Origin of the sequence: Micrococcus sp. KRD012, assembly GCF_017168555.1 — a bacterium.
Taxonomy (GTDB): domain Bacteria; phylum Actinomycetota; class Actinomycetes; order Actinomycetales; family Micrococcaceae; genus Micrococcus; species Micrococcus luteus.
Window position 1 is genome coordinate 22,146 of the sequence record NZ_JABFBB010000008.1, and the last position, 22,162, is coordinate 44,307.

Here is a 22,162-nt window from a genome sequence, read left to right on the forward strand (position 1 = left end):
GTGCGGGGGCGGTGGGCATGGCCCCCAGCGTAGGGGCCAGACCCCGCCGGGATCGCCGCGGGCGCCGTCGTCGGGTGGGCCGTGCCCGGGGCCGACGCGTGGGCGGTGCTCGTCGAGCCGGTCCTCGCGCTGCTCCTGCTGGCGACGTTCCTGGCGGTGCCGTTCGCCGCGCTGGGCGCGGGGCTGCGGGACGGCAGGTTCCTCGGGGCACTGCTGGTCCTGAACTTCGTGGTGGTGCCGGCGGTGGTGTTCGGGCTGAGCCGGTTCGTGGCCCACGACGACGCGCTGCTCGTGGGCGTGCTCCTCGTGCTGCTGGCCCCGTGCGTGGACTACGTCATCGCGTTCACCGCACTCGCGGGCGGGGCGGCGGTGGCCGCGGTCGACGTCGGGCCCTTCGTCCGTGCTCTGGTCATGCTGATTCTGGTGCCGCTCGCGCTCGCGGCGCTGCTCCAGTGGGGTGCGGCGCGCGGCCGCGGTGGGGTGCGGTGCGCGGCGGCCGGGGTGGTGCGCGGGTTCACGGCGGCGATGGTCCCGCTCATGGTCGTCACGCTGTTCACGGTGGTCGCCTCACAGATCCGCGGGGTGGGGGAGCGGCTGCCCGCGCTGGCCGTCGTCGTGCCCCTGTTCGCGGCGTTCGCCGCCGTGATGGTGGCCCTCGGCGTGGTGGCTGCGCGGTGGGCGCGCCTCGACGTGCCCGCCGGGCGGGCGCTCGTGTTCTCGGGCGCGACGCGGAACTCCCTGGTGGTGCTCCCACTGGCCTTGGCCCTGCCGGCGAGCCTGGACCCGGCCCCGCTCGTGGTGGTGACGCAGACGCTCGTGGAGCTCGGGGCGATGGTGAGCCTCGTCCGGCTGGTGCCCCGGCTGCTGCCGCTGCACGGGCAGTCCGCGGGGGCGGGCGCGCGTCGAACCGTGACCTGACCGCCCAGAATGTTGCCTTACCGTGACCGGAATCACGGTCCCGGGTCGCTATGGTGGGCGACATGAGCCTCTCGTTCGTGTCCTCGGCGCGCCGCCGTCACGGCGGCCTGGCTTCGGCCGCGCTGTTCCATCCGCTGGTCGAGGCGGCCACCGGCGCGCTGCCCGTGATCGACCCGGTGACCGGCCGACCGGCGGAGACCGCCGACGCGCGCCCGGGGTCCGGGCACTCGACTCCTGCACAGGGTGCGCGGGAGTCCGGCGCGTCCACGGAGGCCGGTTCCGCTCGGGGCTGACCGCCCCGCCCCGTCCCTAGAATGGTCCGCATGGCTGGACTGATCGTGCGCAAGGACATCGACCTCGTGCGCGAGCGCACGGATCTGAAGGCCGTCGTGGAGGAGTTCGTCACCCTGCGCTCGGCGGGCGTGGGCTCATTCAAGGGGCTGTGCCCGTTCCACGACGAGCGGACGCCGTCGTTCCACGTGCGCCCCGGCGTGGGCACCTACCACTGCTTCGGCTGCGGCGCGCACGGGGACGTCATCAGCTTCCTCATGGAACTCGAGCACACCACCTTCACGGAGACCGTGGAGCGACTGGCGTCCCGCGTGGGGGTGGAGCTGCACTACGAGGACGGCGGCACCGGCCCGGACAAGGCGGAGACGGGGCGCCGTCGTCGTCTGTTCGAGGCGAACAAGGTGGCGGACGAGTTCTTCCGTCGTGCCCTCGGCTCGCCCGAGGCGCAGGCCGCCCGCGACTTCCTCACCCAGCGGGGATTCACACAGGAGCACGCGGCGCAGTTCGGCCTCGGATACGCCCCGCAGGGGTGGTCGCATCTGCTGGACCACCTGCGGCAGAAGGGGTTCCGGGACGAGGAGCTGCGCGCCTCCGGTCTGGTGTCCGAGGGGCAGCGCGGCCTGTACGACCGGTTCCGCGGCCGCCTGCTCTGGCCCATCCGGGACATGACCGGCGCGACCATCGGCTTCGGCGCGCGCAAGCTGTACGACGACGACCCCGGGCCCAAGTACCTCAACACCCCCGAGACGCCGCTCTACAAGAAGTCGCAGGTGCTCTACGGGATCGACCTGGCCAAGCGGACGATCGCCAAGGAGCGTCAGCTGGTGCTCGTCGAGGGCTACACGGACGTGATGGCGGCCCACCTGGCCGGCGTCGGGACGGCGGTGGCCACGTGCGGCACCGCGTTCGGCGCGGACCACATCAAGGTGGCCCGCCGCCTGATCTCCGACGACGGCACGGGCGGCGAGGTGATCTTCACCTTCGACGGCGACGAGGCCGGGCAGAAGGCCGCGCTCAAGGCGTTCGACGAGGACCACCGCTTCCTCGCCAAGACGTTCGTGGCCGTGGAGCCGAGCGGCATGGACCCGTGCGATCTGCGCATGCAGAAGGGCGACGAGGCGGTGCGCGCGCTCATCGCCTCGCGGCGGCCGCTCTTCGAGTTCGCGATCCGGGCCGGGCTCAAGGACTACGACCTGGACACCGTGGAGGGCCGCGCCGGCGCCCTGCGCCATGCCGCTCCGATCGTGGCGGGCATCAAGGACGCCGTCCTGCGTCCCGGCTACGAGCGGGAGCTGGCCGGCTGGCTCGGCCTCGACCCGAACGCCGTGCACCGCGCCGTGGCCGCGGCCGGGCGCGCGCCGCGGCGGGGGCCCGAGCCCGAGGCGCGGCCGGCCCCGGCGGACGACGGGCAGGCGATCGGGCCCCAGGGCCACCACGGGGAGGCCGCCGCCCCGGCGCCGCGGATCGTGGTGCCGGTGGATCCGCGCGACCCCGTCGCCCGCCGGGAGCGGGAGTCCCTCGAGGTGGTGCTGCAGCATCCGACCCTGCTCTCCGCGGAGCAGTGGACCGCGCTGTACGCCGCCCGCTTCACGGTCCCGCAGTACGCCGCCGTCCACCAGGGCGTGAAGATGGCCGGGTCGGCGGGGGCGACGCCGCAGCGCTGGGTCGACGCCGTGCGGGACGCCGTGCCCCAGGAGGTGGCCGGCGTCGTGTCCGAGCTGGCCGTCCGCGACCTGCCCGCCCGCACTCCCGAGGATGTGGACCGGTACTGCCGGGACATCATGAACCGCCTGTTCGCCCTGCAGATCGTGCACCGCAAGGAGGAGCTGCTCGGGCGCCTGCAGCGGCTCGGCCCCGAGGGCGACCCCGCCGAGTTCACCCGCCTCAACAGCGAGCTCATGGAACTGGAGGCGCGCCGCCGGGCCCTCCGCGCCGACGACTGACCCCCACCCGTTTTCGTTCGGGAAACGGCGGCCCCAGACGCGCTTTCGTTCGGGAAACGGCGGCCCCAGGCCCGTTTTCGTTCGGGAAACGGCGGCGCGGCGTCAGTGCTCGTCGACCTTGAGCACCTCACCGGACCTGGCGTCGATCTCGACCTCGGGGCCGTCCGAGCCGTCCTCGCGGTCGAACTCGACCTCCCACTGGAGGGTGCCGTTGTCGTCGTCCAGGTCCATCTTGTCCAGGGTCACCCCGTCACGTCCCTCCCGGGCGGTGTCGAGTGCCTGCTGGGCGGTGATCTCGGCGTCCTTCGCCTTCTGGACGTCCTCGAGATCCGACTCGCGGTCGGTCTCGGTGATGTCGCCGTCGGCGGTGACGTCCAGCTCCTTCACCTCCTCGCCCACCACGACGTCGACCTCCCAGGTCGTGTCGTCATCGTTGGCGTCCACCTCGACGATGATGCCGTCGCCGTGCTTCTCCAGGACCGCGTCGATCACCGCGTAGGCGAGGTCGTCGGCCTGGCCGGTGCCCGAGCCGCTGCTGGCCGCGGCGGCCGTCGACGACGCCGACGTCGACGAGGCCGACGACGACGCCGAGGCCGACGTGGTCGAGGCGTCGTCCGTGGCGGGGGTGCTCGCCACTGCCGAGGAGGCGTCGACCTCCGGCGAGACGGAGCCGTCGTCGCCGTTGTCGGCCGTGGTGCCGCAAGCCGCGAGGGCGAGCGCGGCCAGCACGCCCGTGCCGGTCAGGGCGGTCTTACGCGTGAGGGTCGTGATGGTCATGGACACGTCTCTCCTTCGGGTCCGTTCCTGATGGTTCTGGGGATGTCCTCGCACGGTAGGCCTGCCGGAGCCGTGCCTGGCAAGGGCCGCCGGTCCCCGGGGGCGGGCAGGGCGACGACGGCGCCCCGCGGCCGGGTGGCACGCGGGCGGGGGCTCTGGTAGAGTTCCATCCGTTGTCCGAACGGCTCCGGCGGTTCGCGGCACATTCCCCCGTAGCTCAACGGCAGAGCATTCGACTGTTAATCGAAGGGTTGTTGGTTCGAATCCAACCGGGGGAGCCGAACAGAGGCCCCTACACCGACCATGTCGGTGTGGGGGCTTCTTCGTGCCTGGAGGATGACCGGGCCGAGCAGCTCCGCGAGCGTGATGTCGAAGACCTCCGCGATGGTGGCCAGCTCCTCCAACGTAAAGGCCACCCGCGCGCGAAGCCGGTGTGAGATTCCGCTCTGTGAGACGCCGAGCGCTGCTGCTAGGGCGTGTCTGACAATGCCTTCGACCACGCGAGCACAGCATTCAGGACCACAGCGGCCCTGTAGATGATCGCGTACTTGTCATACCGGGTCGCCAGACCCCGCCACTGCTTCAGGTGAGCGTACTGACGCTCGATGACATTGCGGCCCTTGTAGGCGTCCGCGTCGAGGCCGACGGGGCGCCCGCCGCGGGCACCGCGCCGTCTGCGGTGGCCCTGCTGGTCGGCTGGTTCGGGGATGACCGCTTTGATCCCACGGGCGCGTAGGTGGGTGCGGATCGCCCGGGAGGAGTACGCCTTGTCGCCCAGCACGGCCTCGGGGCGGGTCCGGGGCTGCCCTACTGGCCGGGTCACGCGCAGCTGCTCCAAAAGAGGAAGCAGCATCGGGGAGTCCCCTGCCTGGCCGGGGGTGATCAGGCTGACCAGCGGCAGCCCGGTCCCATCGACGAGCTGATGGATCTTCGTGCTCAGCCCGCCACGGGAGCGCCCGATGCCGTGATCGGCCGGCTCCTCACGCGGATTCTTGTAGTTCGATCCATCCCCCTGTGTGGCGGGTGATGTTCGTCGCGTGCTGGTGGGCGCGGGCGATCGTGGAGTCCACCGAGACCGACCAATCGATCAGGCCTTCGGCGTCAGCGGCGGCGGTCAGCGTGGCCAGCACCGTGTCCCAGGTGCCTTTTTCGGCCAAGCGCCGATGCCAGGTCCACACGGTCTGCCAGGGCCCGTAGACCTCGGGCAGATCCCTCCAAGCGATTCCGCACCGGTACCGGTAGATGATCGCCTCCACCATGGTGCGGGCGTCGGCGAACGGCCTGCCGGCGCGGCCGGTCCGGGTCGGGAGCATCGGGGCGATCAACTCCCATTGGGTGTCAGAGAGCATCTGGAACCGGGACATGTCCCCAGGGTCTCAGCTGACTCGTGCATCTATTCTCAGACACGCCCTAGTTGCGCGGATCTCCTGGGATCGGGCCATGGTGCCGGCCGCTTGCCGGGCGGCACCCCGACAAGGGTACACGTTATGCTGTACCGTTCTAGGCATGAGCACCACGACCCTCACTCATGTCTCGGCGTTGTCCCGACTGGGCCATGCCCTCTCTGATGACACCCGGACCCGGATCCTGCTGGCCCTGCGTGATGGGCCGGCCCGCCCGTCGGCGCTGGCCGGGGAGCTGGGGGTGTCCAAGCAGGTGATGTCCAACCAGTTGGCCTGCCTGCGCGGCTGCGGGCTGGTGACCACTACCGCCGAGGGCCGCAACGTCTGGTACGCCCTGGCCGACCCCCGGCTGGGCCAGACCCTTGGGGAGCTGCTGGAGTTGACGCTGACCATCGACCCGGATTGCTGCTCCGCTGCGGGATGCACCTGCGCATGAGCACCCTCACGCTGAGCTCCAAGCCCCTCACGGACGACCGCCGTGCGGTCCTGCACCGCCGGATCCGCTGGATCGTGGCCGGAACCATCACCTACAACGTGATCGAGGCGGCCATCGCCCTGGCCGCCGGCACCGTGGCCTCGTCCTCCGCGTTGATCGGCTTCGGCTTGGACTCCATCGTGGAGGTCCTCTCCGCCGCCGCGGTGGCCTGGCAGTTCGCCACCCCGGACCCGCACCGCCGGGAGAAGGTGGCGCTGCGCCTGATCGCCTTCTCCTTCTTCGGCTTGGCCGCCTTCATCACCGTCGACGCCGTGCGCACCCTGTTCGGGGCCGGGCAACCGGAGCATTCCACGGTGGGGATCGTGCTGGCCGCCGTGAGCTTGGCCATCATGCCGTTCCTGTCCTGGTTCGAGCGGCGCACTGGCCGCGAACTCGGGTCCGCCTCCGCGGTGGCCGACTCCAAACAGACCCTGATCTGCACCTACCTCTCGGCGGTCCTGCTGGTGGGCCTGGTCCTCAACAGCACCCTGGGCTGGACCTGGGCCGACCCAGTCGCGGCCCTGGTGATCGCCGCCGTCGCCCTCAAGGAAGGGGTGGAGGCCTGGCGCGGGGATGCCTGCTGCACCCCCGCCTCCGCGCTGATCGCCGGGGACCAGAACGAGAAGGACGGCGATGGCTGCGGGGCGGATTGCGCCTGCTGTGCGCATTGAGCGTGCCTTCAGTATCGCCGGACAGGATGGTGACGTTAAGCTGATGATTCATCGAGTGGAAGAGACCCCGGTATGAGCGGACACGATCATTCCCATGCTCTTCCGGCGGCGGGCCGGCGGGGCCGGCTGGCCGTGGTCTTCTCCATCACCGCGACGATCATGGTCGCCGAGGTCATCGGCGCGCTGGCTTCGGGCAGTCTGGCCCTGCTGGCCGACGCCGGGCACATGTTTACTGACTCAGCCGGGTTGCTGATCGCCCTGACCGCCACGACCCTGGCGCTGCGCCCGGCCACGGACAAGCGCACCTGGGGGTACAAGCGCGCCGAGATCATCGCCGCGGCCGCGCAGGCCGCGGTGCTGCTGGCCGTGGGCGGCTTCGTAGCCGTGGAGGGCGTACGCCGGCTCATCGAACCCCCCGAGGTCGAATCCACCGCGATGCTCTGGTTCGGGGTGATCGGTTTGGCTGGCAACCTCATCGGTCTGGCGATCCTGGCCTCTTCCCGAGGTGAGAACCTGAACATGAAGGCCGCGTTCCTGGAGGTACTCAACGACGCCCTGGGATCGGTCGCAGTGATCGTTTCGGCGATCGTGATCGCCACCACCGGCTGGAATCGCGCCGATGCGGTGGTGTCCCTGTTGATCGCCGCACTGATCGTGCCCAGAGCCCTGATCCTGCTTCGCGACACCATCGACGTACTCATGGAGACCACCCCCAAGGGCTTGGACCTGGAGGCGGTCCGCATCCGGCTATCGGAGCTGCCGCACGTGCTGGAGGTCCATGACCTGCACGCTTCACGCATCGACTCCGACACCCCCGTGCTCTCCGCGCACGTCACCGTGCACAACGGCTGCCTGACCGCCGCGCACCTGGGCACTGTGCTGACCGACCTGCAACGGTGCGTGGCCCAGGATTTCCAAGTACCCATCGAACACTCCACCTTCCAAATCGAACCGGCCACCCACCCCCACACTGAGACACCTGCGCGTTTCCGGGAGGGTCCAGCCCGCCGGCGAGCAGGAGGGTGGGGTTGTTGTCCGCGCAGGTCGCGCTGGGAGCACGCAGGACGGTGGGGCGGCGGGCCTCGTACCACAGGCCTCGAAGAAGTACAGGGGGAACGCTGCGGCCGCGGGCGGTGACGGGGCCACCGATGAGCCGGGGCGTGTCAGATGGTCTGTGTAAGCCGTACCGAGAGGAACGGTAAGAATCATGACCATGATCGACGAGAAGAACCCAGGCGAGCCCTCGGGCCAGGACCTGGTCGAGCAGCTGAAAGCCTCAGGGCAGCTTGATGCCCTGTTCGCGCAGATCGACGCGGGCGGCGTCGAGCTCACCGGTGACGGCGGGTTCGTGCCCGCGCTGGTCAAGGCCGCGCTCGAGCGGGGCCTGCAGGCCGAGCTGACCAGCCATCTGGGCTACGAGAAGGGCTCGAGCGAGGCGCCGAAGCACGCCAACTCCCGCAACGGGACCACCCCGAAGACCGTGGAGTCCGAGGTCGGGCCGATCGAGCTGGACGTCCCGCGAGACCGGGGCGGGTCGTTCACCCCGCGCCTGGTGCCCAAGGGCCAGCGGCGCCTCGGGGGCCTGGATGACATGATCATCAGCCTCTATGCCGGCGGAATGACGATCCGGGACATCCAGCACCACCTGGCCTCCACGATCGGCACGGACCTGTCGCACGAGACGATCTCCAACATCACCGACGCCGTGAGCGAAGAGGTCCTGGCGTGGCAGTCGCGGCCGCTGGAGGAGTTCTATCCGGTGATCTATCTCGACGCAATCCGGATCAAGATCCGAGAGAACAGCCAGGTCCTCAACCGTGCCGCCTACATCGCCGTCGGCGTGGACCTCGAGGGCATCAAGCACGTGCTGGGGATCTGGGTCCAGGACACCGAGGGCTCGGCGTTCTGGGCCCACGTCTGCGCCGATCTCGCCAACCGGGGCGTGCAGGACGTGCTGATCGTGTGCTGCGACGGGCTCAAGGGCCTGCCGGAGGCGGTCGAGGCGACGTGGCTGGACTCGATGGTCCAGACCTGCGTGGTTCACCTGATCCGGGCCGCGATGCGGTTCGTGGCCTACCAGGACCGCAAGAAGGTCGCCGCCGCGCTGAAGCCGATCTACACCGCCCCCAACGAAGAGACCGCGAGGAAGGCGCTGGCCGAGTTCGAGGCCTCCGAGCTCGGCACGAAGTACCCGTCTGCAGCCGCGACCTGGGCGAACTCCTGGGAGCGGTTCATCCCGTTCCTGCAGTTCCCACCCATGCTCCGCAAGGTCATCTACACGACCAACAGCATCGAGTCGCTGAACTTCCAGCTACGGAAGGTGACCAAGAACCGCGGCCACTTCCCCTCGACCGAGGCGGCGGTGAAGCTGCTCTGGCTGGCGATCTGCAACATCGAAGACAAACGCGCCGCCGAACGCGCTCGGGACCGGGGCAAACCCGCCGGCCAGCGCAAAGCCCAGGGCCGGCTCGTCGAAGGTCAGGCCGTCACGAACTGGAAGCAGGCCCTCGCCCAGCTCGCCGCGGCCTACCCCGACCGGATCAACCCCTACCTGTGACCACCCCGCTTACACAGACAAGTTGACACGCCCATGAGCCGCGGTGTAGAGGCGGTCGGGGGCGTGCGAGAGTCCCTGGTGTAGCAAAAGATCACCGTGCCCGGCGAGTCCCGGGTCAGGCACACCGTAAGGGCGCCGGCCGCCACGGGGACTGGGGCCACTCGTACGACGACGTACTCGCCGAGAAGGTGAACGGGCTCGACAACGCCGAGGTCAGGCATGCTCAACGGATCTGGGAGCCGATCGAGGCCGTGGAGCTCACCGCGATGGCCAGGGTCCCCTGGCGGAGCACAACCCGGGGCGCTTCAGTCACGTTGGGGTGAACCATTGCAACTAGCTGTTGTGGGTCATGAGGTTCTTGCCACGAGGCGCCGGCTGAGATGAGACGAGTGGGCCCCGCCCCGCAGGATGGAAGTTCCTACACCACCCACCTGCCAGAAGAGACCCACTCATGACTCACGCTAACGCACCCCTGACCCCGACCGGCCGGCTGCGCATGGTCCAACGCCACCTGCACGACGGGATCCCGCAGGCACACGTGGCAGCCGAGTTCCGGGTGAGCCGGCCCACGGTGGCCACCTGGGTCGCCCGCTACCGCGCCCAGGGAGAAGCCGGCCTTCAGGACCTGCCCAGCCGGCCGCACCGTTCACCTGCCCAGCTCGATCCGGTCCTGGTCGCCCAGATCCACGCCCTGCGGCGGGAGCGCAAGTGGTCCGCACGGCGCATCCATCACCACCTCGCCTCCGAAGGCCACCAGCTGTGCCTGCGCACCGTGGGGAGGTGGCTGCACCGACTCGGGATCTCCCGCCTACGGGACCTGACCCCGGCCGGAGAAGACCTGCGCCAACGACCCCAGAAGATCACCGCCCGCGGCCCGGGGCACATGGTGCACCTGGACGTGAAGAAGATCGGGCGCATCCCCGAGGGGGGAGGCTGGCGTGCTCACGGACGGGACTCCGAGAACGCGCGAGCAGCCAAGCGCGGGCCTGGCCGACGGGTCGGCTACACCTACCTGCACTCGGCGATCGACGGGTTCACCCGCCTGGCCTACACCGAGGCGTTGGAGGATGAGCGGACGGTGACCACGATCGGGTTCTTCTGCCGGGCGAGGGCGTTCTTCGCCGCCCACGGCATCACCGTGGACCGGGTGGTCACGGACAACGGGAACAACTATCGGGCTGCGGACTTCACCGCGAAGGTGGTCTCGCTCGGGGGCCGGCATCACCGGATCCGCCCCTACACCCCGCGTCACAACGGGAAGGTCGAGCGGTACAACCGGCTGATGGTGGACGAGGTCCTCTACGCCCGCCCGTACTCCTCAGAGCAAGCTCGGCGTGAGGCCCTGGCGGTGTGGGTGAACCACTACAACTACCATCGGCCTCATACCTCCTGCGGAGACGCTCCTCCGGCCTCACTGGCACCGACCCGAGTCAACAACGTCATGCCCTCCTACAACTAGCATCGGGACTCTTGCCTCCTGCGGAGAGTCCTCACGGCCCCGACACGTGCCAACAACGGTGAGCTTTTCGACATCTAGACCCGTGCCCGTGCCCGTGCCCCTTCATCCTTCAGAATGAAAAGATTCACTCTAGCGTATACTGAGGTAATGCTCAGGACTTATCAAGAATCGTTGGACTATGCATCCCGTCGCATCCCTCATCGATGGGAGACCGGATCCGTGGAGGAGATGCGCGGGGCCGCCAGACTCCTCCTGTGTGAATGGCTCACCTACTCCTCCGATATCGGGTTCGAGCAGTCCATCTACCTGGACCTTGCGGAATCCACTGGCGTGATCGGTCGCTCCTCGACGATGGCCACTGACTGCAATCCTGATTACTGCCTTGTCGTTGACCACGTTTCGGGGCTGCCGTGGGAGGCGGGCGGCGATCTTCTCTTTCTCGGTTGGGCCGGGGTTTATGCTGATCTCAGCGATTGCCGCACCCAGGAGGATGTGCGCGGGCTCATCAGAAGCGAGCAAATCTTCGACCGTATCATCGCCGAGTCAACGGTGTGGGCATACGATGCGAAAAGCGGTGGTCTTGAGTTTGGGGATTCCGGACATATTATCCGTGCGCGCGAGACGTGGAAACATCTGCGGGTCGATTCCGAGAAGATCCGAGAAAACATCCTCGTCGAGTTCGAGGACCTCCTTTACATGCAAGAGCACCGAACGCACGGGTAGCCCCCTGCCCCCACAGGGGGGCAGGGGGCCGATCGCGAGAGATGGGAAGGCAGACCACTGGTCAAGGGTAGGTTCAGGTCCGGTGTAGGCTCACCTGTTGCTCCCGATCACACTTTCCAGCTGGCGGGCACCGACACCGCGTAGTTCGGCACACCGATGGCCTCGAAATGCTTCTCAGCAGACTTGATCTTCGCGTTCTCCGTCGGCCGGCGCTTGATCTCGTCGTCCGTGCTCTTCGTCTCTCGGATCATGTACACCCGTTCTTCGCCGTCCTCGTGCTTCACGATTGCCCAGTCCGGGTTGTACGGCCCAACGGGGGTGTCGATCTTGAACTTGTCGGGCAGCTTCATGAAGAACTTGATGTCCTCGCGGCCGTCGAGCAGCTCGGCGAACTGGCGCTCGGGGTCGGAGTCGTAGACGACGTAGTCGAAGTTCGACTTGTCTGCGTTCTCCAGCTTGTACATCTGGTCGAGGAAACGCTCCTTCTCGTCTTCGCTATCCTTGCGCAGTTCACGCAGCTCGTAGACAGAACCCGCGATCTTCTCGTACTGAACGCCGTCGACGACGAGCTTCGCGAGCTCGGTCTGCATGAGGCGCCTGGCCATGGCAATGAAGTCGTTCGGGTTCGCGATGAACTCGTCCAGCCGGCCACTGCCGACGAGGATGTCGACAATGGTCTTGCGAGTGAGAGACGTGGCCTCCTGCAGCTCGCCGATGATGTCGGGCAGGTCGTAGCTGCCTCGGAGTTCCTGCTGACGTGACCCGAGTTCCTGACCCTTCGCGCCACCGCGGAGCACCTTCACGCCCGCGCGGGTGACCTGGATGCGCAGCGGGTCGATGTCTGGTGCCTCTTTGATCGCCTTGACCGAGTTGTCGATGATCTTGTCGCGCTCCACCTCGACGCGGTACGTTGTCCGGCGGCTGATCGTCTCCCAGAACCTCTCGAACTCCGGGTTCGCGAACAGCTCCTTGTTGAGCTTGCGCGAGTGTCGCTTGCTCTTCGGCTTGATATACGTGCCGATGTTGGCGCGGCCGACCAGCTCGACGACGAACGGCTCGGCCCACGAGAAGTCGACAGGCAAGTTGAGGCTGAAATCGAGCGTGTTCGGCTGGAACTTCGGCTGCACGACGCCGTCCTTATCGATGAACTTCTGTGCGAGCAAGTGCTCCCAGATCGACACGGAGCCCTCGTAGCCGAGGTTTTCATCGGTGAGCGACCCGTCGGGGTTCGGCAGCGGGATCTTCGAGAACTCCGCCTTGCGCACGCGGCCGATCTCGACACCCGCGTCCTTGTATTCCTTCTGGAGTGCGTCGGCGAACTGCTTGTACGACTCGTTCGCGACCACCGTCAGCGTCGCGATGCCTCGATCGGCCACACGCTCGTAGCCGCCTTCACTCTTCGCGACCGGCAGACGCAGGCCACGTCCGAGCGTCTGGCGTCGCTCCGTCTCGGCGCCCATCTCGCGCAGGGTGCAGATCTGGAAGACGTTCGGGTTGTCCCAGCCCTCGCGCAGGGCAGAGTGGCTGAACACGAACCGCGTCGGCTCGTTCTCGTCGAGCAGGCGTTCCTTCTGCTGCATGATCAGCTCGTACGCGTCATCGTCGGCCTTGGTGGTGCCGGACGTGTCCTGGAACTTGTCTGCCGCGCCCTTCTTGCCCTTGAGGACAGAGAAGTAGCCGCGACGCAGCTCGGCCGGATCCTGCGGAAGCAGTTCCTGCCACTGCGGTGACTTGGCGCGCTCCTCACGGAACAGCTCGTCGAACCACTGCACGAACTGGCCGTTCGCATCGTTGTTGTTCGAGCCGTTACCGAGGAAGCTCTCCACCTTGTCGATGAAGAACAGGCTGAGCACTTTGATGCCCTTGGCGCGCAACTGCGTTTCCTTACGCAGGTGCTCCTTAATCGTCTCGCGGATCATCTCCTTGTAGATTGCACCCGAGGACCCGCCGATGCTCTCGCCTTCGTGGAGCGTTCCATGGAGGTTGAGCTCGACGCTCCCGGGGGCGCCGTCGTACGCAAGGTTCATCTCACTCATGAGACGCCACCCGTCATACGCCGGGTTCCCCGTCACTCTCGGACTGGACAGCTCCTTGTTCGGCTTGACGCTCACAACCTTGCGCTTCAGCGTTCCGTCCGCCTTGCGGCACGACAGCTCCAGCCGGGCAACCCAGCCCTTGTCGTTCTTGACCTCGACCAGCTTGATATACGGCGTCGCGTCCGCGCCCTGCTGCTGCACGTCGGCCACCACGATCTGCTTCACCAGACCGAGATCGTGCGCGTCGACCGGGTCGAGCCGGTAGACGACGTTGCGGAGCTTCTTGTGCGTCGCGCTGTAGCGCAGCGTGAACAGCGGGTCGAGCTCACTCACGGCCGACTGCGAAAGCAGGGACTCCATGTTCTGCGGCTCGTCCATGATGACGACCGGATGCGTGGCCTTCAGGTAGTCGATCGGCTTGAGGCCGTTCAGCTTGTCGCGCGTCTGGTGGATGATGCGCGTGTTCGCGTTGCCACGGATCGAGTCAATCGTCATGACCATGATCTGCACGTTGGTCGACGTCGCGAACGACTGCACCTCCTCGGCCGTCTTACCGCTGTAAACCGACGAGTCGAAAGTGATGTTGCGCTTCTTGTACAGGTTCTCGAAGTGCGAACGCATCAGGCGGATGCTGGTGTTCACGCCCTCACGGATCGCCACGCTCGGCACGAGGATGATGAACTTCGTGAAGTTGTACCGCTCGGCGAGCTCGAAGATGGTGCGGAGGTACACGTACGTCTTACCTGTGCCCGTCTCCATCTCGATATCGAAGTCCAGGCCGGAGTCATCGAACAGCTTGGAGGCAACCTCGAGGCCATTCTTATCCTGCACGCGCTGCAGGTTGGCCAGTACCGTGTCGCGGTCGAGCACCAGGCGGTTACCAACCGCGCCAACCTCCTGCGAAAGCTCGAGGTCCAGCGCCGCGTTCTCCGTCTCGTTGACAGCGGCTACCTGGCCGCGCAGCGTCGTCTCCAACTTCTCGGCGTCCTTCGGCTGGCCGTCAAAGAGGTCGACGACAGACTTGATCGCGTCGAGCTGGTACGCCTGACTGGCGTCGAACTTGAATCCGCTGCTTGCTGTGTTGTCTCCCATAATCAGGCCGTCCAGAGCTCGATGCCCTTGCTCTTGCAGAGCTGGGCGAGGTTGGTCTTCAACTGATCGTCACCCTGGAAGGCATCCTCAAGGACGATCAGACGGGCAGGGTCTTCATTCACGACAGAGCGCAGCTGCTCGAGTGTCGGCTTGACGTGCTCGTTCAGGTAGGCGAGCACGACGCCATCGCCCACCGAGCGCAGATCGAGGCCAGCCACTTCGACCGACGCGATCTGCTCGGTCAGGGAATAGCCCTGCTTCAGGAGGATCTCTGAGAGGAGATCGTCCGCCGACGCGTCATCCGCACTGCTGGACTCACGCAGGTCGAAGAGGTGCTGCTCGAGTTCGGTCCTGTCGACGTCGCTAGAGACCTTCCACTTCGAGAAGTTTGTGTCGGTCAACTTGTAGGCGCGGAATCCGGTATCAACATGGCCCGAGGTGCGGGACTGAGGGACCTTCTCTCCCGCGCGGCGAATCCGCTCAGCAGACAGGGCTGAGATCGTCGCGTACCCAGCCTTCCGAGCAGCGGATCCTTCCGGCGTCGGCTCGGGAAGTTGCACCATGATGAAACGTCGAGATCCACCGTCCGCGTCGTTCTGCTCCAAGACAGCTTGCGCCGTCGTTCCTGAACCGGCAAAGAAGTCGAGCACCAACGAATCCTTCGTTGAGCCAATCTTCAGGACGTCCTTGATGAATTCGACAGGCTTTGGATTGTCGAAGTAGCTCACTCCGCTGAAGAGCTCCTTCATTGCCCGGTCGCCGCCAGACGTGTCATAGCGCGGGTCGATCCAGATTGACTTCGGCCGCACGGTCCTTGCAGCACCATCGACGATGTCACGCATCTTGACGTAGACAGTCCAGCGTCCACGCGATTCGCGAGCCACCAGCTCGGTGTCCTTCTGCTCCAGGAAGGTTTCCTTGCCCCAGCGCCATCGGCCCTCGGCCCCAGCGGTGTCAAGGGGCAAGATCTCGACGGCGTCTCCTCCAGGTTCCAGCGAGAACGTGGACGTCGAAGGGGTGAAGTAGATCGGGTAGAACATGTTTGGCCGGTCAGCGCGGCGCCATCCCTTGCCAGTCTTCCGCAGACCAACTTCCTTGTAGTTGCTGATCGAGTCGGAGTACTTGAACTCCGCCTGATAATCGTCACTGGCAGCGAAGCCATAGATGGTCGCGCCCTCGTTGCTGCGCCCGCATGCAATCAGGAATTCGTTCGCCGTGGCAAAGTACTCGTCGTCCGAACGGCCCTTGAGATTGTTGACGACGGACACCGAGCCCAGGACATTGCCTTCACCGAAGACCTCTGCGCAGACGCGTCGAAGATTGTCATGCTCGTGCTGGTCGATCGAGATGAAGATGACGCCATCCTCGGTCAACAGGTTCCGCGCGAGCTTGAGTCGCGGGTACATCATGTTCAGCCAGTTGGAGTGGTAGCGCCCCTCGGTGTCGGCGTTGGTCGAGAGCTTCTTACCCTCCTCGTTGACCTGACGCGTCCACTCGAGGTAGGTGTCGAGGCCCTCCTTGTAGTTGTCCGGATAGACGAAGTCGTTGCCGGTGTTATATGGAGGATCGATGTAGATCATCTTGATCTTGGCGTGGTAGTGCTTCTGCAGGATCTTCAGCACCTCGAGGTTGTCGCCCTCGATGAACACGTTCTTGGTGGTGTCCCAGTCCTTCGAGTTCTCGAAGTCAGGACGCAGTGTCGCCGTGGTCGGCTCCTGCGCGGCACGCAGGGCGCGCTTCTTACCCGGCCAGAACAGCCCGAAACGCTCGCTGGTGTCGGACGCGTCACCGTCCAGCAGCTCCTTGAGCTTCTCCACGTCCACCTTGCCGTCGGCAATGACCTCAGGCATCAGCTCAGCAAGCTGCGCTGCCAGTTCGGTCTGGAAGTTCGGGGTAGTGGATGGGGTTTCGTGAATTTCTTCGCTCATCGGGTATTTCTCTTTCCTCAGTTTAACAATTTTGATGTCTTTTGTGAACGCTGACCGTTACGCGACGATTCGCCAGCGGATCGCGAACAGGTGCTCGGTGTCCTGGGTGCCTTGCAGGGATTGCTCGATCATGTCGAGCTTCTCGTCGATCTCGGCCTGCAGCTTGCGGCGTGCATCACGGAAGTCGTCGTCGGCCTCGTCCGCCCGGCGCTCCCACTTGCGGGCCTCACGCTTGAGCTTGAGCTGCTCCATCGGGTCGTCCGCTTGCTTCGCCGCCTTGCGGGCTTCCTTCTCCTTGGTGCGGTACTCGCGGATCTTGCCCTCGTGCTCAGCCTTGCGGTCCTGCTGGTTGCGGTAGAGCAGTTCCTCCTGCTGGTCGTAGTAGCGAGAGTTGCGCCCCTGAACCTCTTTCTCCAGCTCACCGAGCCGCGCCTTGAGCTGCGGCTCGACCTTAGCCACGTCGACCGCGACGGGTTGTTCACCGACGCCTTGGCAGGCGAGGTCCAGGATGTCGGCAACGTATTCCTCGTCCAAGTACTGGCCGTCGTCGGTCATGCCACCGGCGAGCATGTACGACTCGGAGATGTCCTCGTCGCGCGCCCGCATCGTGAAGGTCAGCAGGTTGACCGTCAGCTCGCCGCTCTTACCCGCGAGCGCCTTGACAGCGTTGCTGGCCCGCTTCGATTGGCCGAGCGAGAAGGTCAGCTCGCGCTGCGGCGTCTCGTGCGCCTTCGCGGTGTCTGCGACGTGCTGCGCGAGCGGACTGGCGTAGCGATACTGGTGCGCGTTCGGGAGCGGCTTCGATTTGAAGAAGTAGCGGCCCGTCGGCGCATCCTTGGTAGGAGCCTGGTTCAGCACGAACGTGCGGCCGTCGCCCTCGAACGTCGCGACATCGCGGAGCTCGTGCTGCGTGATCGCAAGCAGGAGACGCTCGAACTTGTTGAGAACGTCGCCCGACTGCTCGTCGTACGCCTTCAGTCGATCCTGCACATGCGGATCAAGGTGGTCGAAGACCTTGGCCTTGGCGCTGGCCATCTCCTTCGAGATCTCGCCTGCGAACTGATCCTCAAGCTGTTTGAACGCCGCGTCGATCTCGCCGGCCGTCTTGCAGCGGGTGAGGATGTCGCTGATTCGCTTCTCGAAGTCGAGGCCGTCCTCCACCGCGCCAAGCACCTCGTCGGAGGCGCCGAACACACTCGAGAACAGCTGGAACTTGTTCGTCAACAGCTCGAGGATGCGTTGCTCGGCAACGTTGCCCTTGTTGCTGAAGTTCACAGCGACGACGTTGTGCTTCTGGCCGAAGCGGTGCACGCGGCCGATACGCTGCTCGACGCGCTGCGGGTTCCACGGCAGGTCGTAGTTGACGAGCATCGAGCAGAACTGGAGGTTAATACCCTCTGCAGCCGCCTCGGTCGCGATCATGATCGTGCCCTGCTCACGGAAATAGTCCACGAGCGCCTTGCGGCGATCGACCGCCGGGATGCCCGTGACGAGGTCGCCGTCCTTGTTGGCCGTCAGCCACGCCTGGTAGACCGCTGTCTGTTCAGGTGACGTGTTTGAGCCGTTGAACAGTACGACGCCTTCCCCGCGGCCGGCTTCGGCCAGTGTGCGGACGATGTACTCCTGCGTCTTCGTCGAGTCAGTGAAGATGATCGCTTTCTCGGCGGCACCCAGCTCGCGGAGTCGCTCGAAGCCCATGTCGAGGGCCTCGTTCAACTTGACCGCCTTCTGGTTGACGGTGATCGAGCGCGCAAGAGCCTCGTATTCGCGGAGCTCCTCCACCTCGGCACGCATGCGCTTGAGGGTCTCGGCATCGAGCTGCGCGTCAGCGGTCTCACCGGTGGCCTCTTCGGCCTCCTCGATGACCTCCGCCTCGAGTTCGTCACCGGTCTCGAAGTCGGCCAGGAACAGCCCGCCGCGGTTGTCGCGGAGCTGGCCCATTGCCACCTCGTCTGCGAGGCGGTTGGCGATGTTCTCCAAGGTGCTCGCGACTGCATACGTCGACGAACCCAGGCGCTTGCGGATGATGAGAGCCGAGAGGTGACGCTGCGATCCCGCGAAAGCGAACAGCTCGTCGCGCTGCAGGTAGTCGTTGACGAGGTCGTAGAGGCGCTCCTCATCGGGTGACGGTGTGAACTCCACCGTGATCGGCATGCGCTCGGTGAACCGGATGTACTTGTTGGCGTCCTTGCGGAGCGTGCGCTTGGAGATCGCTGCCACACGTTCGACCAGGTCGTCGTCGCCCGTCAGGTCGCGGTTCTTGATGTATCGCTCGCGGAACGCGTCGAGTGAGTAGAAGTAGTCGGGGTCGAAGATCGAGACCAGGCCGTACAGTTCTTCGAGCTTGTTCTGCAGCGGCGTCGCGGTGAGCAGAACGGTCTTGTGCGCACTCCGGGTGACGTGTGAGACGGCCTCGGCCATCTTCGCCTTCCCGTTCCAGAAGCTGCGCAGCCGGTGCGCCTCGTCAGCCACCACCAGATCCCACGGCTGGAGGAGTGAGGTCTCGTGTCGCAGTGCGAACTCGTACGAGCAGATGAGGACGTCAGGAGTGCGGGTGTCGGTCGTCGCGAGCAGCGAGTGCTTCGACTTGGCGTCGAGGATTGTGGATGGGACGAGGAACTTCTCGTACAGCTCCTGCTTCCACTGCTGTCGCAGACTCGAGGGAGCGATGATCAGGATTCGGCGTTTGCGTTCAGCCCAGTACTGCGAGATGACGATGCCCGCCTCGATCGTCTTGCCCAAGCCGACCTCGTCCGCCAGTATCACACCCGGCAGGAACGGCGTCTGGAGCGCAAAAAGCGCCGCATCGATCTGATGCGGTTTGGGTTCGACCTGCGCGTCGAACAGCAGCCCGGCCAGCTTGCCGACATGATCGTTCGCGTAGCTGCGCTGCAGCTCGTGGGCGAAGTACTTGGCTTGGTAGTCGGAGAGAGGCATCGCCATCTTCAGCCCTCCTGGTGTAGACGGGAGAGAGGTGACGTGGATCGGGCGGTCGGATCGCCACTGCCGCGATCCGATAGGGCCACTGCACGCTTCACGGCGTCACGCTCCTCGCTTTTCCCCGCTTGGCCTCAGCCGGTGCGGCGATGGTCAGGACGACGCGCCTCACGGTGTCGGCTCCCCTGGCCGTTAGGCGTTCTCGCGTGATACTGCCACACAACGATCGGCTGTGTGGTGCCGGGCACGTTCACGTCCGTGTCACTATCTGGGCCCGCTCGCTCCGGGTCTGGCGGTGGACCCGGTTGGCCCGATCGTCTTTCCTCAGCGAGCGCCCCTGGCTTCGTAGACTGCCTTGCATGGTCACCGCGCGTGAAGTCACCCTTCAGGAACTCCTCGGGGGCTCTTACCAGTACACGGTCCCGCTCTATCAGCGGACGTACTCTTGGGGCCGCCCGCAGTGGCAGCGACTGTGGGAGGACGTCGTGGACGTCGCCGACCACCGGCGGGACAACCCTTCGGCGACCCACTTCCTCGGCTCCCTCGTTCTCGCCGGCTTCCGGGACAACGGGCCTGGCGGCGTCCAGCGGTGGCTCGTGGTGGACGGGCAGCAGCGGCTGACGACGCTGACGCTCCTCCTCGCCGCTATCCGCGACCACCGGGCTGAGCACGAAGGCCCCATGCACGCCGATCGGGTCAACGAGAAGTACCTGGTCAACAAGTGGGAGGACGGCGATCTCCGGTACAAGGTCCTGCCCACACAGGCCGACCGTGCCGCCTACCGTGGGCGGATCGAGCACGCCCCGGACGCTGCCGAAGGCTCCAGGATCAGCGAAGCCCACCAGTTCTTCCTGACGACGCTGCTCGGGTTGAGTCAACCGTCTGCTGACGGTGAAGAGGAGCCGCTGACCTTGGCGGAGGTCGAGTCCGCCGTCGTCGCAGGCCTGTCGATCGTGTCCGTGACCACCGGGGAGAACGACAACGCCCACCGCATCTTCGAGTCGCTGAACAACACCGGCCTCAAGCTCACCCAGGGCGACCTGCTCAGGAACTACCTGTTCATGCACCTGCCCACACGGGCGGACGAGGTCTACACCACCCTGTGGCTCCCGTTGCAGAACCTGCTCTCCAATGAGGAACTGGAGACGCTGTTCTGGCTTGACCTGGTGCAACAGGATCCCAAGGTCCGCCAGACCGAGATCTACGCGGGGCAGCAGCGTCGCATGCGTGACCTGCAGGACGAGTCGCAGGTCAGGGACGAAGTCGAGCGGTTCCTGGCATTGGGGCGTCTCTACGACGTCATGCTCCGCCCGGAGAAGGAGAAGGACGCCGCAGTGCGGTTCCGCTTGGCACGCCTGCGCGCCTGGCGCACGACGACGACGTTCCCGATCACACTGCACCTGATGGAGCGCCGGTCGTTGGGGGACATCGACTCGGACGAACTGGCCCGTGCGCTCCTCTACCTCGAGTCGTACCTGGTCCGACGCCTCGTCTTCGGCCGCTATTCCGACGGTCTCAACAGCACTCTGCTCGCGGCGACGGCGGACATCCAGGGTCAGGACGACCCGGCGGATGCCCTGCAGCGCTTCCTCTCCAGCGGACGGAAGCACTTCGCCTCCGACGACCAGGTCCGCCAGGCCGTGATGACGGCACCCTTCTACACGACGGGCCGAGCGGCCCACCGGAAGCTGATCCTCCGGTGGATCGAGGAGTCCTACGGCAGCAAGGAACCGGTGGACCTCGACAGCGCGACCATCGAGCACGTCATGCCGCAGACCCTCACGGAGGAGTGGGAGCGCGCTCTGGCCGGCCAGCTCGAGGCGCACCAGGACCTTCGAGAGGTGCACACCGAACTCCTCCACACCTTGGGCAACCTCACCCTCACCGGGTACAACAGCGAGCTGAGCAACGGGCCCTTTGCGGTCAAGCGTGCGGAGCTGGCCAAGAGCGGCATCCGCATGAACCAGGAGATCTCCGCTGAACCGGTATGGGGTCCCGCGCAGATCCGTGCTCGCGCCGAGCGGCTGGCGGACCGGATCGTCGGCATCTGGCCGGGGCCCTCAGCAGAGGCCGCCTCCGGAGTCGCCCACACGGCCTGGCAGACGCTGTCGGATGCCGTCGAGGCCATTCCCGCCGGGTTCTGGACCTCCTATGGCGAACTCGCACGGCTGATCGGAAGCCATCCGGTCCCCGTGGGGACCTACCTCGCACGGACTGCCCTGCCGCACGCTCATCGTGTGCTCCAGGCGGGAGGCACCGTCTCTCCGTCCTTCCGGTGGGCCGACGTCCACCGGACGGACGATCCGCACGACGTCCTCGCAGCCGAAGGCGTGCGCTTCTCCGAGGATGGACGTGCCGACGGCGGCCAGCGTCTGTTGGCGGAGCAGCTCGCCGAGCTCATCGACGTCGATGTCGACCTGACCGATCCCCGGTCGCTCGCGGCCCCGGGCAACGACTCTGCGCTCCGGGACCGCTGGGTCGACCGACTGCACGACCACAACGATCCCGAATCGGCCCGCGCACTGATCGAGGTCCAACGAGGCTGGGTCGAGCGCGGTGGCCGGGCGGAATTCGCGGACAATGCCGCCGGCGGTTGTTTCCTGGTCGTCCCGCGCACGTCAGCACGCGCCATCTGGCCGGTGATCCTGTACCCGACGTACGGCGTCGAGGTCGTCTTCTATCACCTGGCGAAGTGGCCTCCCTTCACGGACGAGGCGCTTCTCGACGAATTCCGGGGACGTCTGAATCTCATCCCCGGGCTGGAATTCGGTCCTGAGTCTCTCCGCCGGCGCCCGAGCATCAAGCCGCAGACCCTTCAGCCGCCCGCGGCGCAGGAGGCGTTCCTCTACGCGCTGGAGTGGTTCCTGCACACCGCCCAGGAGGACGCCAGGACTGCCTGACAGCCCGGCCAGGGGCAGGTCCTGACGAGGCGCTGACCCCCTCACCCCGTCC

The 22,162-nt window shown here is 66.2% G+C and carries 15 protein-coding genes, 1 tRNA gene and 1 pseudogene; 11 read left to right on the forward strand and 6 right to left on the reverse strand.

Going from position 1 to position 22,162, the window contains the following annotated elements; all coding sequences use genetic code 11:
• Positions 1-51 precede the first annotated feature (51 nt).
• The 3 genes from J1M37_RS05315 to dnaG all read left to right on the forward strand — a co-directional run bounded on the left by J1M37_RS05315 (position 52) and on the right by dnaG (position 3,152).
• Positions 52-918, forward strand: coding sequence for a bile acid:sodium symporter (locus J1M37_RS05315; RefSeq protein WP_206452268.1), 867 nt, complete (start codon positions 52-54; stop codon positions 916-918).
• 62 nt (positions 919-980) lie between these two features.
• Positions 981-1,211, forward strand: a complete 231-nt coding sequence (locus tag J1M37_RS05320; RefSeq protein ID WP_206452255.1) for a hypothetical protein — start codon at positions 981-983, stop codon at positions 1,209-1,211.
• Between the two features lie 30 nt (positions 1,212-1,241).
• On the forward strand, positions 1,242-3,152 hold the full coding sequence (dnaG, locus tag J1M37_RS05325; RefSeq protein WP_206452256.1) for a DNA primase: 1,911 nt from the start codon (positions 1,242-1,244) through the stop codon (positions 3,150-3,152).
• Positions 3,153-3,254: 102 nt separating this feature from the next.
• Here dnaG and J1M37_RS05330 read toward each other — a convergent pair whose 3' ends face one another.
• Complete coding sequence (locus J1M37_RS05330; protein WP_036318093.1) at positions 3,255-3,929, reverse strand: PepSY domain-containing protein; 675 nt, start codon at positions 3,927-3,929, stop codon at positions 3,255-3,257.
• A 206-nt stretch (positions 3,930-4,135) separates the two neighbouring features.
• Here J1M37_RS05330 and J1M37_RS05335 point away from each other — a divergent pair.
• A tRNA-Asn gene (locus tag J1M37_RS05335) sits at positions 4,136-4,207 on the forward strand.
• Here the strand turns inward: J1M37_RS05335 and J1M37_RS11775 are convergent.
• Together J1M37_RS11775 and J1M37_RS05345 are read right to left on the reverse strand one after the other, a co-directional pair.
• On the reverse strand, positions 4,169-4,429 hold the full coding sequence (locus J1M37_RS11775; RefSeq protein ID WP_080695933.1) for a helix-turn-helix domain-containing protein: 261 nt from the start codon (positions 4,427-4,429) through the stop codon (positions 4,169-4,171). The genes J1M37_RS05335 and J1M37_RS11775 overlap by 39 nt on opposite strands.
• A protein-coding gene (locus J1M37_RS05345; RefSeq protein WP_115165244.1) for an IS5 family transposase occupies positions 4,399-5,293 on the reverse strand; the annotation gives its coding sequence in 2 pieces (ribosomal slippage) (positions 4,399-4,935 and positions 4,937-5,293; 894 coding nt in all). Before J1M37_RS05345 ends, J1M37_RS11775 begins: the two co-directional genes overlap by 31 nt.
• Before the next feature lie 142 nt (positions 5,294-5,435).
• Between J1M37_RS05345 and J1M37_RS05350 the strand changes: the two genes are divergently transcribed.
• The 6 genes and pseudogenes from J1M37_RS05350 (at position 5,436) to J1M37_RS05375 (ending at position 11,217) form a co-directional block, all read left to right on the forward strand.
• Entirely contained in the window at positions 5,436-5,768 is a 333-nt protein-coding gene (locus J1M37_RS05350) for an ArsR/SmtB family transcription factor (protein WP_020628509.1), read from the forward strand.
• The gene (locus J1M37_RS05355; protein WP_036317504.1) at positions 5,765-6,478 is read left to right on the forward strand and encodes a cation diffusion facilitator family transporter; all 714 of its coding nucleotides are present in this window, start codon (positions 5,765-5,767) and stop codon (positions 6,476-6,478) included. The genes J1M37_RS05350 and J1M37_RS05355 overlap by 4 nt, the downstream gene beginning before the upstream one ends.
• A 72-nt stretch (positions 6,479-6,550) precedes the next feature.
• A pseudogene (locus J1M37_RS05360) lies at positions 6,551-7,456 on the forward strand (cation diffusion facilitator family transporter); the annotation flags it as partial.
• A gap of 235 nt (positions 7,457-7,691) precedes the next feature.
• Positions 7,692-9,035 carry an IS256-like element ISMlu11 family transposase gene (locus tag J1M37_RS05365; RefSeq protein ID WP_206452258.1) on the forward strand — a complete coding sequence of 448 codons (1,344 nt, stop codon included), beginning with the start codon at positions 7,692-7,694 and terminating at the stop codon, positions 9,033-9,035.
• A 451-nt stretch (positions 9,036-9,486) separates the two neighbouring features.
• On the forward strand, positions 9,487-10,494 hold the full coding sequence (locus J1M37_RS05370; RefSeq protein ID WP_206452259.1) for an IS481 family transposase: 1,008 nt from the start codon (positions 9,487-9,489) through the stop codon (positions 10,492-10,494).
• A 219-nt stretch (positions 10,495-10,713) separates the two neighbouring features.
• Positions 10,714-11,217 carry a hypothetical protein gene (locus J1M37_RS05375; RefSeq protein ID WP_144879589.1) on the forward strand — a complete coding sequence of 168 codons (504 nt, stop codon included), beginning with the start codon at positions 10,714-10,716 and terminating at the stop codon, positions 11,215-11,217.
• Between the two features lie 107 nt (positions 11,218-11,324).
• On the opposite strand, the gene J1M37_RS05380 is transcribed toward J1M37_RS05375, so the two are convergent.
• From J1M37_RS05380 to J1M37_RS05390, 3 genes are read right to left on the reverse strand one after another with little or no spacing between them, the layout of a single operon-like run.
• On the reverse strand, positions 11,325-14,345 hold the full coding sequence (locus J1M37_RS05380) for a restriction endonuclease (protein WP_206452260.1): 3,021 nt from the start codon (positions 14,343-14,345) through the stop codon (positions 11,325-11,327).
• A gap of 2 nt (positions 14,346-14,347) precedes the next feature.
• Positions 14,348-16,273, reverse strand: a complete 1,926-nt coding sequence (locus J1M37_RS05385; RefSeq protein ID WP_206452261.1) for a site-specific DNA-methyltransferase — start codon at positions 16,271-16,273, stop codon at positions 14,348-14,350.
• A 57-nt stretch (positions 16,274-16,330) separates the two neighbouring features.
• Positions 16,331-19,216: an SNF2-related protein gene (locus J1M37_RS05390; RefSeq protein ID WP_206452262.1), complete on the reverse strand. Its 2,886-nt coding sequence runs from the start codon at positions 19,214-19,216 to the stop codon at positions 16,331-16,333.
• A gap of 353 nt (positions 19,217-19,569) precedes the next feature.
• Between J1M37_RS05390 and J1M37_RS05395 the strand changes: the two genes are divergently transcribed.
• Complete coding sequence (locus tag J1M37_RS05395; RefSeq protein ID WP_206452263.1) at positions 19,570-22,110, forward strand: GmrSD restriction endonuclease domain-containing protein; 2,541 nt, start codon at positions 19,570-19,572, stop codon at positions 22,108-22,110.
• The last annotated feature ends 52 nt before the right edge of the window (positions 22,111-22,162 follow it).

Bases quoted from the DNA above. Each gene is read 5' to 3' on its own strand.
- J1M37_RS05320 (WP_206452255.1), top strand. From the start codon at position 981: ATGAGCCTCTCGTTCGTGTCCTCGGCGCGCCGCCGTCACGGCGGCCTG.
- dnaG (WP_206452256.1), top strand. From the start codon at position 1,242: ATGGCTGGACTGATCGTGCGCAAGGACATCGACCTCGTGCGCGAGCGC.
- J1M37_RS05330 (WP_036318093.1), bottom strand. From the start codon at position 3,929: ATGACCATCACGACCCTCACGCGTAAGACCGCCCTGACCGGCACGGGC.
- J1M37_RS05350 (WP_020628509.1), top strand. From the start codon at position 5,436: ATGAGCACCACGACCCTCACTCATGTCTCGGCGTTGTCCCGACTGGGC.
- J1M37_RS05355 (WP_036317504.1), top strand. From the start codon at position 5,765: ATGAGCACCCTCACGCTGAGCTCCAAGCCCCTCACGGACGACCGCCGT.
- J1M37_RS05365 (WP_206452258.1), top strand. From the start codon at position 7,692: ATGATCGACGAGAAGAACCCAGGCGAGCCCTCGGGCCAGGACCTGGTC.
- J1M37_RS05370 (WP_206452259.1), top strand. From the start codon at position 9,487: ATGACTCACGCTAACGCACCCCTGACCCCGACCGGCCGGCTGCGCATG.
- J1M37_RS05380 (WP_206452260.1), bottom strand. From the start codon at position 14,345: ATGGGAGACAACACAGCAAGCAGCGGATTCAAGTTCGACGCCAGTCAG.
- J1M37_RS05385 (WP_206452261.1), bottom strand. From the start codon at position 16,273: ATGAGCGAAGAAATTCACGAAACCCCATCCACTACCCCGAACTTCCAG.
- J1M37_RS05390 (WP_206452262.1), bottom strand. From the start codon at position 19,216: ATGGCGATGCCTCTCTCCGACTACCAAGCCAAGTACTTCGCCCACGAG.
- J1M37_RS05395 (WP_206452263.1), top strand. From the start codon at position 19,570: ATGGTCACCGCGCGTGAAGTCACCCTTCAGGAACTCCTCGGGGGCTCT.